Below are 12,870 nucleotides of genomic sequence, written 5' to 3'. Positions count from 1 at the left end.
CGTTCACCGTCGACGGCGTGACCGATCGGAGCGCCAGACCGTAGGCTTGGCGCATGCGTACCGCTTACCATGAGCAACTGACCGCCCTGACGGACCAGCTCGGCGAGATGTGCGGGCTGGCAGGCGGCGCCATGGAGCGCGCCACCCAGGCCCTGCTGCAGGCCGATCTGGCACTCGCCGAGCAGGTCATCACCGATCACGAGCAGATCGCCACCATGAGCACGCGCGCCGAGGAGGCCGCATTCGTGTTGCTGGCGTTGCAGGCACCGGTGGCAGGCGACCTGCGCGCGATCGTGAGCTCGATCCAGATCGTTGCCGACGTCGACCGGATGGGCGCGCTGGCGCTGCACGTCGCCAAGATCGCCAGGCGCCGTCACCCGCAGCACGCCCTGCCCGAAGAGGTCAACGGCTACTTCGCCGAAATGGGCAGGGTCGCCGTGGAGTTGGGCAACAGCGCGCAAGAGGTGCTGGTCACCCGAGATCCGGAGAAGGCCGCCAGGATTCGCGAAGAAGACGACGCGATGGACGACCTGCACCGCCACCTGTTCAACGTGTTGATGGACCGGGAGTGGAAGCACGGGGTCACCGCCGCCGTCGACGTGACGTTGCTGAGCCGTTTCTACGAGCGGTTCGCCGACCACGCGGTGGAAGTCGCCCGGCGAATCATCTTCCAGGTCACGGGCCAGTTCCCCGAGGAAGAAGACGTGCCCACCCCTCGCTAAGGGGTCAGGGGCGAAGCACCAGCTTGCCGCGGGTGTGCCGCGCCTCCAGTGTTTGGTAGGCCTGCCGCACGTCGTCGAGGGGGAACGTGCCGGCGATCGGCACCTCGAGTTGCCCTGCGGCGATCAGTTCGGCGAGTTCGGCCAGCATCGCGGTGTTTCCCTCGGCGTTGCCCGCGGCCTTGACGCCGAATCGTTCCACTGCGGCGAAGTCGATGATGGTGTCCACCCGGTCGGGGGCGATGCCGAGGTCGGTGACGGCAAGTTCCACGTAGCCGCCGCCGAAGAAGTCCAGGAAGGCGTCGATGCGCCCGAAGCCGCGGAGCCGGTCGGCCAGGCCGTCGCCATAGTTGACCGGGATGGCGCCGTGCTCGGTGAGCCACTCATCGTTCGACGGCCCGGCGATGCCGAGCACCGTGGCGCCGGCCCTGACGGCCAACTGCACGGCGATCGTGCCGACCCCGCCCGCCGCGCCTGCGATGGCCACCACGTCGCCCTGCGTCAACCGCACCGCGCCAACGGCCGCGTAGGCGGTAGTACCCGCGACGTACAGTGCGCCCGCCACGTCCCACGGCACCGCCGCGGGTTTGGCCGTCAACTGCCCCGCGGGCACCACGACGAACTCGGCCTGACTGGCCCGTGAATCGGTGAAACCCAGCACCTCGTCGCCCACGGCGAACCCCTTGGCGTCATCGCCGACGTCGGCCACCACACCGGCGAAGTCACTTCCCTGGCCGGACGGAAAGGTGGACGGCCAGCGGTCGTGCAGTACTCCCTTGCGGATCATCGCCTCGCCGGGGTTGATGGCGGCCGCCTTCACCTGGACCAGAACCTCACCCGGACCCGCCTGCGGACGCGGTACGTCCCGCACTTCGAGGACGTCGATGCCGCCGTACTGATCGAACTGCACTGCCCGGGACTGGTTGGCCATGACGGGTATGACGGCTTCGGTCCTGGCGCTATTCCCCGACTACGAGGCGCACTCCGACCTTTCTGGCTGCCTGCAGATCCCGCAACACCATGGCGAGCACTTGCAGTTCGGCGCCGCTGTAGCGCAGCAGGAAGTCGTGCAGTCCGTCCGCCATCTCCTCGTGCAACCGCCGGTGGGCATCGACGATGAGCTCACCATCGGCGGTCGGGCTCAACTCGATCTCCTTGCGGTTGCCTGGGACGGGCGTGCGGGCCACCAGACCGGCGTCCACCAGCCGTTGGACGTGTTTGGACACGGTGCCCTTCAACTGACCGGACCGCGCAGCCAGCCCGACGACGCTGACGGGCCCTTCGGCAATGACGGCAAGGAGGTGCATCGACAGCGTGGGGAGCGACCGGACATTGTGCTCCAACCGCTTGGGACACCGTTCCACGATGAAGTCGCGCTCCGCGTCGCCGTCCTCGTCGGCGTCGAACTTGTCACCAACGGCACCGACCAACTCGTCGATCTCCGCGATGAGGGCCGATTTGGTTTTCACGGAAACCATCTTGCCACGAACGCATCACTTCGGTACATTGTTTCCACAGAAACCATTTCTGCCGAAACGAAGGAACGCGTGATGAAAGCCGCCGTAGTGAACGAATGGGGCCAGACGCCCGTCTACACCGATCACCCCGAGCCGGAGGCCAGCGACGGCGCGATGATTGCCGCGGTCGAGGCGTCCGCGCTGAGCAACCTCAGCCGCGGCATCTCCTCGGGAAAGCACTACTCCAGCAGGGGGATTCATCTTCCCGTGATTCCTGGCGTCGACGGCGTGGTCCGCTTCGACGACGGCAGGCGGGCCTACGTAGGCCCGCTGTCGCCCCACGGCATGATGGCCGAACGCACGCTGGTCGATCCGCACGAGGCCGTCGAAGTCCCCGAGGACGTCGACTCGGTGACCGCAGCCGCCATCCCCAATCCCGGCACCTCGGCCTGGATGTCCCTCGAACACGCGGCGGCGGTAGGTCCCGGCGATCACGTGCTGGTGCTCGGCGCCACCGGGGTCACCGGGTCCATCGCCGTGCAACTGGCGAAGTCGGTGTTCGGCGCGGGCCGGGTGGTGGTGGCGGGCCGCGACACCACGCGCCTGCAGTGGTTGCAGGACACCGCTGCCGCCGACGACGCGATCGCGCTCGGCAGCGAGGATCTCGGCACCCGCGTCGCCGCCCTGCACGCCGAGCGCCCGTTCGACGCGGTGCTGGACTACCTCTGGGGCGAGCCGGCCGAGCAGGTGCTCACCGCGCTGACCAGCCAGCGGGCGGCCTATCACGTCACACGGTTCGTCCAGATCGGCTCGATGGCCGGGCCGACCATGAATCTGGCTGCCGGCATCCTGCGCAGCACGGCCATCACCATGTCCGGTGTCGGGCTTGGCAGCGTGCCGCCAGACGTCGTGGCGCGGATCCGCACCGAGGCCCTGCCGCGGCTGTTCGCCATGGTCGCCTCCGGCGATCTGGACCTGCGCACCCAGGCCCGGCAGCTGGCCGACGTCGAACGGGTATGGACGTCCGCCGAGCCGTCGGGCACTCGGGTCGTCTTCACCCCGTAGCGATTTGGGCGCGGAAACGGTCGCTCACCGATCGGAAACGCGCCCAGTCGCTGGGAAACTAGGCGCAGATGGAGGGGGCGAGCCGGTACCCGGCCCCGCGGACGGTGCGGATGTACTCACCGTGCTCGGGGTCGGCTCCGAGTTTCTGACGGAGCCGTTTGACATGCACGGCAACGGTATTGGTCTCCGACGGGTGTCCCCACACCGCCTGACTGATCTCTTCGGTACTGGTCACCGTGCCCTGGTGGACGATGAGGAAGATCAGCAGTTCCAGTTCACGCTGCGTCAGTTCGACGTAGCGATCGCCCACTCGGGTTTCGTAACCGCGCCGGTCGACGCGGATCGGGCCCGCGACGAACAGGCTGGGCTGTTCCTGCTGTTTACCGTTGGCGTTGAGCGCAAATGGCGCAATCGCGGTGATGTCGTACGGCCGGACGATGACGGCAGAGGCGCCGGCCTCCAGTGCTTCGCTGGCGAGATCCTCCTCGCCCGGTGCGGCCCCCACCAGGATGGGCAGACTCCAGCGACTGCGCACCGCGGCGGAGATCCGCGCCGCGCTGACGGTGTCGGTGTGAGCGGCGATCACCAGGACGCTCGGCGGGTTGGCGCCAACGGTCAGCAGCGCGTCGGCACCGTCACGACACCACGTCGTGTCGATCCCGATCAGCGCCGCGGCCTCCATGAGTGCAGCGGCCACAGTCGAAAGCGCTTCGACGACAACCAGACTGCCCGTCTCGGTGGTCAATCCCGTTGACCGCCTCTCTGCCTAACCATGCGCACGTGCGCACGCGGGACCCGGTCGGGTCAGCCGAAGCGTCCCGAGATGTAGTCCTCGGTCGCCTTCTGGGTCGGGTTGGAGAAGATCTTCTCGGTGTCGTCGATCTCCACCAGTCGGCCGGGCTTGCCCGTGGCTTCGAGGTTGAAGAACCCCGTCTGGTCGCTGACCCGCGCGGCCTGCTGCATGTTGTGGGTGACGATGACGATCGTGTAGTCCTGCTTGAGCTCGGACATCAGATCTTCGATCGCCAGCGTGGAGATCGGGTCGAGCGCCGAACATGGCTCGTCCATCAGCAGCACGTCCGGTTGCACGGCAATGGCCCTGGCGATGCACAACCGCTGCTGCTGACCGCCGGACAACCCGCCGCCGGGCTTGTCCAGCCGGTCCTTGACCTCGTTCCACAGGTTGGCGCCCTTGAGTGAACGCTCGGCGGTCTCGTCGAGCGTCTTCTTGCTACGGACTCCCTGCAGCCTCAACCCGGCCACCACGTTGTCCTTGATCGACATCGTCGGGAACGGGTTCGGCCGCTGGAACACCATGCCGATGGTCTTGCGCACGCTGACCGGGTCGACGCCTGCGCCGTAGATGTCCTCGCCGTCGAGCAAGACCGAACCCTGGACCCGGGCGCCGGGGAGCACCTCGTGCATCCGGTTCAGGGTGCGCAGCACGGTGGACTTGCCGCAGCCCGACGGGCCGATGAAGGCCGTCACGCTGCGGGGTGCCACCGACAGTGCCACGTCCGCGACCGCGTGAAACGAGCCGTAGTAGATGTTCAGATCCTTGAGATCCAAGCGCTTGGCCATATCAGCTCCTAAGTCCTACACGCGATTTCGGTTGAGTAGCCGGATTACCAAGGCGGCCGCGAGATACAGCGCTGCCACCAGCAGGATCAGCGTGAGCGCAGCGCCCCAGACCCGCAGTCGCCCAGCGGCTTCGGGGTTGGTCAACTCGGTGTAGACCAGCAGTGGCAGTGACGCCATGTTGCCGTTGAATGCGTCGTAGTTGATCGACCTGGCGTAGCCGACCAGCACCAGCACCGGGGCGGTCTCGCCCATCACCCTGGCCAGCGCGAGCAGGATTCCACTGATGATGCCGGGGAGCGCAGTGGGAACGACGATGCGCGCGATGGTCTTCCACTTCGGAATCCCGAGCGCATACGAAGCCTCACGCAGTTCGTCGGGCACCAACTTCAGCATCTCTTCGGTGTTGCGCACCACGACCGGCAGCATCAACAGCACCAGGGCCAAGGACACCGCAAACGCGCTCTGCTCGAACCCCAGTGTGGCGATCCACAACGCGAAGACGAACAGTGCGGCCACGATCGACGGCACGCCCGCCAGGATGTCGACCATGAACGTGGTCACCTTCGCGAACCGGCCGCGGCCGTACTCGACCAGGTAGATGGCCGCCATGATGCCCAACGGCACCGCCAGCACGGCCGCGATCAACGCCTGGATGATCGTTCCGTAGATCGCGTGATAGACACCGCCGTTGAACTGCTCCGGCAGCACTCCCGCCAGCGACCGGCTCCACCACGTCGACGAGATGATCGCCTGGAAACCCCGCGAGAGCACGGTGTAGAGCAGCCACACCAGCGGGATCATGGCGATCACGAACGATGTTCCGAACAGGATCGTGGCGATGTTGTTCTTGAGCTTGCGGGCTGTACCGATCGGGTGAAAGGTCGGCGATTTGACCGCGCGGTCCAGCATGGTGTCGGTCATCCTCCGCTCACCCTCCCTCCGGCTGCCAAACGGGCCAGCGCATTGACGATGAATGTCAGCGCGAAGAGCACGAAGCCCGCCGCAATGTAGGCACCCGTTGGCAGCGGCGCGCTGAATTCCGCAGCGGCCGAAGCAATCTTGGATGCGAACGTGTAGCCACCGTCGAACAGTGACCAGTGCCCCGCCTGCGCCGCCGTCCGCAGGATGATCAGGATGGCGATGGTCTCACCGAGGGCACGCCCAAGGCCGAGCATCGATCCGGCGATCATTCCGCTGCGGCCGTACGGGAAGACGGTCATCCTGACCACTTCCCACTTCGTGGCACCCAGAGCCTGGGCGGCCTCGACGTGTCCCTTGGGGGTCAGGCTGAACACTTCACGCGTCACCGAGGTGATGATCGGCAGGATCATCACCGCGAGCACGATCCCCGCTGTGAAGATCGTCCCGCCGCCGGCCAGCGAGACGTTGCCGTCGCCGAACAGGAAGAACCAACCGAGGCTGTCGTTGAGGAACTTCGCCACCGGCTCGAGCCATGGTGCGAGCACGAAGATCCCCCACAGGCCGAAGACGATCGACGGCACCGCGGCGAGCAGGTCGACGAGCATGGCGAATGGCCTGGCCAGGTTGCGCGGCGCGTAGTTCGTCAGGAACGCGGCGATGCCGATGGCGATCGGTACCGCGATCACCAGAGCGAAGATCGAGCTGAGCACCGTGACCTGGAAGAGGTCGCGGATGCCGAACCGCAGGTTGTCCGCATCGGTGGTGTTGAACTCGGTGCTGGTGATGAAGTTGGCGTGGTTGGCGCCAAGCGACGGGATCGCGCGGATCAGCAAGAACAGCGCCATCAGGCCGATCGCGCCGATGATGGTGGCACCGGCGGCGATGGCGACGGACTTGAAAACGCGGTCTCCCCAACGACCGTCACCGCTCTTAAGGGTGGGCCCCTTAGGTGGTTTCGTTGGCATATCCGGAGTATCCCCGATCTTCTGTGGGCTCGCCGGTGGTGTCGACGAGCCCACAGAGGTCGAGTCTGGTGAAACCGACATCAGTTCCGATTACTTACGCGATTGCCTTGACGGCGTCAGCCAACCGGGTCTTGAACTTGTCGGGCACGGGGATGTACCCGTTCTCGTCCAGGCCCTTCTGCCCATTGCCCAGCGCCGACGTCAGGAACGCCTTGACGGCCTTGGAGACGTCGGCATCCGCGTACTTCGAGCAGACGATCTCGTAGGTCCCGAGCATGATCGGGTACGAACCCGCCTCGGTGGGCTTGTAGAACGACGCGGTGTCCAGCACCAAGTCGTTGCCCTCGCCCTTGATCTTCACGCCGTCGATCGCCTTACCTGCAGTCTCGGCGCTGAGCTCGACCGGATCGGGGCCCGCCGAGGTGACGATCTTGGCAATCGCGAGGCCCTGGCTCTTCGCGAACGACCACTCGTTGTAGGTGATCGAACCCGGGGTGCTCTTGATGGCCGCCGACGTGCCCTCGTTGCCCTTGGCGCCCTCGCCGACACCGCCGGCGAACGTCTTGCCTGCGCCCTTGCCCCATGCGCCGTCGGATGCGGCGTCGAGGTACTTCTGGAAGTTGTCGGTGGTGCCCGACTCGTCGCTGCGGAACAGGACGTTGATCGGCTCGCCCGGAAGCGTCGCGCTCGCGTTCAGCGCCTTGATCTCCGGGGCGTCCCACGTCTTGACCGTGCCGTTGAAGATCTTGGCCAGGGTGGGTCCGTCCAGCACCAGTCCGTCGACGCCCGCCACGTTGTAGGTGACGGCGATAGGACCGAACACCGTCGGCAGGTTCCATGCGGGGCTACCGCAGCGTGCCGCAGCCTTGTCGACCTCGCCCTTGTCCTTGTTCAGCGGCGAGTCCGAGCCACCGAAATCGGTTTGGCCGCCGATGAACTCGGAGACGCCGGCACCGGATCCGCTCGACGTGTAGTTGAGGGTGGAGCCGGGGCAGTCGGACTCGTAGGCGGTGACGAAGCGCGTCACCGCGTTCGCCTGCGCCGAGGAGCCACTGGCCTTGAGCGCCTTCTTGCCACCGCAGTCACCGGCGGCGGCAGTGCTGCCGCCTGATGTCGATCCTGGAGCGGCGTTGTTGTCACTACCGCACGCCGACAGCAGCAGGGTGCTTGCGGCCAGCAGGCTCAGCACGGCACCCGTTCGATTGGCCTTCACGTAGCTCCTTCAAGATGAGGTGACGCTGGTGCACCCGACAGGCGCAGCCCATCGACGGGAACACAGTGCGTCGAGCGAAACCGTCGCCGCTCGGCAGAAAACCTAAGTGCTGACCATGAACGACGAACCGCCGCAATATGAACGGCAAATGAACCCGGGCTGGGCGGTGGACGCCGCTCCCGGCAACTGCTGAAATCACAGAATCAACCCATGGGCAACGACTCAACGCTCGCTGAGAATTCCTCGGAATCGTTGAAGCGGGCTTCGATCCGTACCGCGCTTGCAATTACGGCAAACGGCGGTTGGCGATGAGGTTCAGCCGCGGGTGTACGCCACGTCGGTGGCGAACACGTCGAATCCCAGCCGCCGATACGTCTTCACCGCACCGGCGTTGTCGGCCTCGACGTAGAGCATCACGGTGTCGGCGCCCCGCTCGGCGAGGTGGTGCAGCCCGACCAGTGTCAGGGTGGCGCCAAGACCCCGGCCCTGGGCGTCCGGGTCGACGCCAAGCACGTACACCTCGCCAAGTTCGGGTCCGTGGGTCTTGGTCCAGTGGAATCCGAGCAACCCGCCGGCATCGGCGTCGAACGCGAGGAACAGTCCGTCGGCGTCGAACCACGACTCCTCGCGACGCTCCGCGATCTCGTCCTCCGTCCACCCCCCTTGTTCGGGGTGCCATGCGAAGGCGGCATTGTTCACCCGCAACAGCTCGGCGTCGTCTTCGGGGCCGGAGTAGGTGGTCAGCCGGACGTCGGGCGAGACGGTCACCGGCGGCAGGTCGGTGAGGCTTCGGCGCATCTGCAGTAGCTCGCGCGCTTTCACGAGACCCATGGCGGCGGCCGTCGCTCTTGCCGGTTCGAGGTTGCCGTGCGCCCAGACCTGCGCGCCGTCGCCGGCTTCGGCCAGACCAGCCTCGATCAACTCCGACCCGATGCCCCGCCGTCGGGCATCCGGGGACACCACCACCTCGGCCATCGCAGCCGAATCTGGCGTCGCTGCAACGAGATTGAGATAGCCGACGATACCGTCGCGGACACGGGCCACCAGGTGCCGGGTCCGATCGTGGGGCAGCTCGCGCAGCACCTGATCGCCGACGGGTGCGACGCCGTCGTGCGCAGTGGCGGCATCGATCAAATCCCGGATCCGGTCTTGGTCGACGTTGGAGAGCGCCGTGACCCTGCCGATCGTGAAGTCGCTACTCACTGACTGCGCAGCGGGTCGCTGAACGACTCCGGTATGGCGTCGGGCGCGGCGTCGTAACCGTCGGGGTCGTCGATGTCGTCGGGCAGCTCGGCACCGGCAATGGGGGGCCGTCCGCGCGCCGGCCGCACCGCCTTGTACCCGACGTTGCGCACCGTGCCGATCAACGACTCGTACTCAGGACCCAGCTTGGCGCGCAACCGCCGGACGTGAACGTCCACCGTGCGGGTGCCGCCGAAGAAGTCGTAGCCCCACACCTCTTGCAGGAGTTGCGCGCGGGTGAACACCCGGCCCGCGTGCTGCGCCAGATACTTCAGCAGCTCGAATTCCTTATAGGTGAGGTCGAGCGGACGCCCGCGCAGCCTCGCGGTGTAGGTGCCCTCGTCGATGACGAGCTCGCCGAGGTTGACCTTGCCGAGGCTCTCCTGATCGGCGACACCGCCGCGTCGGCCGACGAGCAGCCTCAGTCGGGCGTCGATCTCGGCGGGTCCGGTGCTTGGCAGCAGGATCTCGTCCAGCCCCCACTCGACGTTGACCGCAACGAGTCCACCCTCGTTCACCACGGCCACGACGGGGACCGACGTCCCGGTGGTGCCGAGCAACCGACACAGACCGCGTGCAGCGGCCAGATCAGTGCGCGCGTCGACGATCGCCACGTCGGCGGTGCCCGCCTCGAGTAGCGAGGACACCTCGGTCGGTGCCGACCGCACGTTGTGCGCCAGAAGCGCCAACGACGGCAGAACCGACTCGGGATGCGGGTCGACGGTCAGTAATAACAGGTCCAACAGGTCCTCCAGCACGCCCGGGGGGTCGCCCGGCCCCATCCACGACGACGGAGTCCGGTCACCGCCCAGTTTCATGGCTGACACGTGGTCGTTACCGACCAACGATTGCCTAACGATAGCGTGCTACCTGCTAATTAGCCGCGCTGAGCGTCGAGGACGGGTTCCGGTGGGCCAGAATGTGCGGATGCGCAAGGTGCTGATCGGCCTCCTAGCGGCGGTGACGTCGCTGGTAGTGGCCGCCGTCGGCGCCGACTTTGGTGCGGCGATCTACGCCGAATACCGCTGGGCACGCTCCGTGCGCGCGGCAAACGAGCTCAGTTTCGACCCCTGGGTGGGCATCCTCGGATTCCCGTTCGTCACGCAGGCCGCCGGACACAAGTACCGGGAGGTGGAGATCCGCGCGGGCGCCGTCGACCACCCCGTCGTCGGCAGGGCGTCTCTCGAGGCGACGTTGCACGCCGTCGACCTGACCGACGCCTCCTGGTTGATAACGCCCTCCGCAAAACTGCAGGTCGGCAAGCTGGAGAGCCGGATCATCGTCGACTCGACCCATTTCGGGCGCTTCATGGGCATCAAGGACCTGCTGGTCGAGGCGCCACCGAAGGAGACCAACGACGCTACCGGCGGCACCACCGAATCGGGGATCTCGACCAGCAAGGGGCTGGTGTTCACCGGCACCCCGAAGGCGGCTGACTACGACGAGAAGGTCAGCGTGTCTGTCGACCTGTCCGTGGCGGGTGACGAGTCGAGGACCCTGGTGTTCACTGCCACCGGCGTGCTCACCGGTGCGGGGACGGCCGATCGGGAGGTGCCCGAGGACAAGAAGGCTGCGGTGCTGAAGTCGTTCACCGGCAGCATGCCGGGAATGACGCTGCCGTTCGGCATCGCGCCGACCAGCGAGGGCGCCAGAGGCTCCGACATCATCATCGAAGGCATCGCGACGGGAGTAACCGTGGCACTCGATGGGTTCAAACAACCATGAGCTCTTCACTCGTCGTCGTGATCGCGGTGCTCGTCGCCGCGCTCGGGGTGGCGTACGTGATCGGCAGGCTGCTGACGCTCCGCGCCGGGATGCTGCGCCAGACCGCCGAGGATGCCGCCAACGTCGACACCTCCGACCTGGGGTTGTCAGGCACCGGACCGACGGTGGTGCACTTCAGCGCGGTGTGGTGCGGTCCGTGCGCAGGGGTGCGACGAGTGGTCAACCAGGTGTGCGCGGACCTGCCCGAAGTGGCTCACGTCGAAATTGACATGGATGCCAATCCAGCGGCTGCGCGGCGGCTTTCGGTGTTGTCGTTGCCCACTACCTTCATCTTCGACGCCGACGGACGACAGCGGTATCGCGCCCCCGGCGTTCCGAAGGCTGCTGACCTGCGTTCCGCGCTCGAACCGCTATTGGCTTGACGGCTTCGTTTTTTATGGCGGACTTGGGTAAGCTCACGGGCGTGTCACCCCGCATTGAGCTCGTGCTCACCAAGCGCCGCGCAGTCGATCTGTGCCGCGTCGCGGGTTGCTGCTGTTGTTGTTGTAGCTGCTGAGTAGCCGCGCCCCTTCTTCGCGCCGCACTCGGAGCAGCCCCCTGTGGCTTGCCCCACAACCCCTCTTTGACAACAAGCAGGAGCATTCTCGTGTCGAACAAGATCACCGGACCGCAGCAGGTAGACGTGCGCGGCCCCCGTTTCACCGCGTGGGTGACGACGGTCGTCATCGTGGCCACGCTCGTCGCCTCCGCATTCAGCAATGTCGCGGCGGCCGTCATCCTCGGCCTGCAAGCCGTGGTGTTCGCCATCGGTGCGGTAGGCGGCCCACGTCAGCATCCCTACGGCCGCATCTTCGCCACCTTCGTAGCACCGCGAATCGGCCCCGTAACCGATCGGGAGCCGGTGCCGCCGCTCAAGTTCGCCCAGCTCGTCGGGTTCCTGTTCGCGGTGGTCGGCGCAGCCGGCTTCGCGTTCGGGCTTCCGGCGCTGGGTCTTACGGCCACCGCATTCGCGTTGGTCGCCGCCTTCCTCAATGCGGCGTTCGGCATCTGCCTTGGCTGCCAGCTCTACCCGCTCGTCACTCGTTTCCGCCGTACCCCCAGCCCGGCCTAACGGCCGAATCGCGAAGCAATCGAAAGGATTTCATCCATGACACGCTCCGACGTCCTGGTCACGACTGACTGGGCCGAGAGCAATCTCGACGCGCCGAACACCGTATTCGTCGAGGTCGACGAGGACACCAGCGCCTACGAAGGCGGCCACATCGCCGGCGCCGTCAGGCTGGACTGGAAGACCGAGCTGCAGGACCAGGTCAAGCGCGACTTCGTCGACGCCCAGCAGTTCTCCAAGCTGCTGTCGGACAAGGGCATCAGCAACGACGACACCGTGATCCTCTACGGCGGCAACAACAACTGGTTCGCCGCGTACGCCTACTGGTACTTCAAGCTGTACGGCCACCAGGACGTGAAGCTGCTCGACGGTGGCCGCAAGAAGTGGGAGCTGGACGGCCGCCCGCTCGTCAAGGACGTGCCCGATCGCGCGTCGACGTCGTACACCGCGCAAGCGCCGGACAACGACATCCGCGCATTCCGTGACGAGGTCATCGCCGCCATCGGGGACAAGAACCTGGTCGACGTCCGTTCCCCCGACGAGTTCTCGGGCAAGATCCTGGCGCCGGCGCACCTGCCTCAGGAACAGAGTCAGCGGGCTGGGCATATCCCGACCGCCATCAATGTTCCGTGGAGCAAGGCGGCCAACGAGGACGGGACCTTCAAGTCCGACGACGCTCTCGCCGCGTTGTACGCCGACGCTGGGCTCGACGGATCGAAGGAGACCATCGCGTACTGCCGGATCGGTGAGCGTTCGTCGCACACCTGGTTCGTGCTGCGTGAGCTTCTCGGCCACACGAATGTGAAGAACTACGACGGCAGTTGGACCGAATACGGCTCCCTGGTGGGAGTCCCGATTGAGTTGGGAAGTTGAT

At 66.3% G+C, this 12,870-nt stretch carries 16 protein-coding genes; 7 read left to right on the top strand and 9 right to left on the bottom strand.

The features are described 5' to 3' along the window. Positions 1 to 53 precede the first annotated feature (53 nt). Positions 54 to 722 carry a phosphate signaling complex protein PhoU gene (phoU, locus tag HNP02_RS10555; protein ID WP_184437947.1) on the top strand — a complete coding sequence of 223 codons (669 nt, stop codon included), beginning with the start codon at positions 54 to 56 and terminating at the stop codon, positions 720 to 722. Positions 723 to 726: 4 nt separating this feature from the next. On the opposite strand, the gene HNP02_RS10550 is transcribed toward phoU, so the two are convergent. Continuing rightward, entirely contained in the window at positions 727 to 1,650 is a 924-nt protein-coding gene (locus HNP02_RS10550) for an NADP-dependent oxidoreductase (protein WP_184437945.1), read from the bottom strand. 28 nt (positions 1,651 to 1,678) lie between these two features. After that, the gene (locus HNP02_RS10545) at positions 1,679 to 2,188 is read right to left on the bottom strand and encodes a MarR family transcriptional regulator (protein ID WP_184437943.1); all 510 of its coding nucleotides are present in this window, start codon (positions 2,186 to 2,188) and stop codon (positions 1,679 to 1,681) included. 81 nt (positions 2,189 to 2,269) lie between these two features. On the opposite strand from HNP02_RS10545, the gene HNP02_RS10540 reads away from it, so the two are divergent. Next, positions 2,270 to 3,241, top strand: a complete 972-nt coding sequence (locus tag HNP02_RS10540; protein WP_184437941.1) for a zinc-binding alcohol dehydrogenase family protein — start codon at positions 2,270 to 2,272, stop codon at positions 3,239 to 3,241. Between the two features lie 58 nt (positions 3,242 to 3,299). Here HNP02_RS10540 and HNP02_RS10535 read toward each other — a convergent pair whose 3' ends face one another. The 7 genes from HNP02_RS10535 to HNP02_RS10505 form a co-directional block, all read right to left on the bottom strand. Beyond that, positions 3,300 to 3,986 carry a response regulator transcription factor gene (locus tag HNP02_RS10535; RefSeq protein WP_255506416.1) on the bottom strand — a complete coding sequence of 229 codons (687 nt, stop codon included), beginning with the start codon at positions 3,984 to 3,986 and terminating at the stop codon, positions 3,300 to 3,302. A 59-nt stretch (positions 3,987 to 4,045) separates the two neighbouring features. Then, positions 4,046 to 4,822 carry a phosphate ABC transporter ATP-binding protein PstB gene (gene pstB, locus HNP02_RS10530; protein ID WP_184437940.1) on the bottom strand — a complete coding sequence of 259 codons (777 nt, stop codon included), beginning with the start codon at positions 4,820 to 4,822 and terminating at the stop codon, positions 4,046 to 4,048. Positions 4,823 to 4,837: 15 nt separating this feature from the next. Beyond that, the gene (pstA, locus tag HNP02_RS10525; RefSeq protein WP_184437938.1) at positions 4,838 to 5,743 is read right to left on the bottom strand and encodes a phosphate ABC transporter permease PstA; all 906 of its coding nucleotides are present in this window, start codon (positions 5,741 to 5,743) and stop codon (positions 4,838 to 4,840) included. After that, positions 5,740 to 6,708 carry a phosphate ABC transporter permease subunit PstC gene (gene pstC, locus HNP02_RS10520; protein ID WP_255506415.1) on the bottom strand — a complete coding sequence of 323 codons (969 nt, stop codon included), beginning with the start codon at positions 6,706 to 6,708 and terminating at the stop codon, positions 5,740 to 5,742. The genes pstA and pstC overlap by 4 nt, the downstream gene beginning before the upstream one ends. A 94-nt stretch (positions 6,709 to 6,802) precedes the next feature. Continuing rightward, positions 6,803 to 7,921 carry a phosphate ABC transporter substrate-binding protein PstS gene (gene pstS / locus HNP02_RS10515; RefSeq protein WP_184437934.1) on the bottom strand — a complete coding sequence of 373 codons (1,119 nt, stop codon included), beginning with the start codon at positions 7,919 to 7,921 and terminating at the stop codon, positions 6,803 to 6,805. A gap of 315 nt (positions 7,922 to 8,236) precedes the next feature. Next, a complete protein-coding gene (gene mshD / locus HNP02_RS10510) occupies positions 8,237 to 9,106 on the bottom strand; it encodes a mycothiol synthase (RefSeq protein WP_184438877.1) in 870 nt (289 codons plus the stop codon). A 14-nt stretch (positions 9,107 to 9,120) separates the two neighbouring features. Then, positions 9,121 to 9,909, bottom strand: a complete 789-nt coding sequence (locus tag HNP02_RS10505; RefSeq protein ID WP_184438875.1) for a response regulator transcription factor — start codon at positions 9,907 to 9,909, stop codon at positions 9,121 to 9,123. A gap of 181 nt (positions 9,910 to 10,090) precedes the next feature. Between HNP02_RS10505 and lmeA the strand changes: the two genes are divergently transcribed. The 5 genes from lmeA to HNP02_RS10485 all read left to right on the top strand — a co-directional run bounded on the left by lmeA (position 10,091) and on the right by HNP02_RS10485 (position 12,869). Continuing rightward, positions 10,091 to 10,888 (top strand): mannan chain length control protein LmeA, encoded by a 798-nt coding sequence (lmeA, locus tag HNP02_RS10500; RefSeq protein ID WP_184437932.1) that lies wholly within the window; start codon positions 10,091 to 10,093, stop codon positions 10,886 to 10,888. Further along, entirely contained in the window at positions 10,885 to 11,310 is a 426-nt protein-coding gene (locus HNP02_RS10495) for a thioredoxin family protein (RefSeq protein WP_184437930.1), read from the top strand. The genes lmeA and HNP02_RS10495 overlap by 4 nt, the downstream gene beginning before the upstream one ends. Before the next feature lie 14 nt (positions 11,311 to 11,324). Further along, positions 11,325 to 11,444 carry an Ms5788A family Cys-rich leader peptide gene (locus HNP02_RS44020; protein WP_375373663.1) on the top strand — a complete coding sequence of 40 codons (120 nt, stop codon included), beginning with the start codon at positions 11,325 to 11,327 and terminating at the stop codon, positions 11,442 to 11,444. A gap of 90 nt (positions 11,445 to 11,534) precedes the next feature. Continuing rightward, complete coding sequence (locus tag HNP02_RS10490) at positions 11,535 to 11,999, top strand: DUF4395 domain-containing protein (protein WP_309241504.1); 465 nt, start codon at positions 11,535 to 11,537, stop codon at positions 11,997 to 11,999. Positions 12,000 to 12,035: 36 nt separating this feature from the next. Beyond that, positions 12,036 to 12,869, top strand: coding sequence for a sulfurtransferase (locus tag HNP02_RS10485; RefSeq protein WP_184437928.1), 834 nt, complete (start codon positions 12,036 to 12,038; stop codon positions 12,867 to 12,869). The last annotated feature ends 1 nt before the right edge of the window (position 12,870 follow it).

This window comes from Mycobacterium sp. AZCC_0083, from assembly GCF_014202335.1.
In the GTDB taxonomy this organism is placed as follows: domain Bacteria; phylum Actinomycetota; class Actinomycetes; order Mycobacteriales; family Mycobacteriaceae; genus Mycobacterium.
The sequence above is the reverse complement of the archived record's forward strand: the minus strand, read 5'-3'. Positions and strand labels throughout refer to the sequence as shown.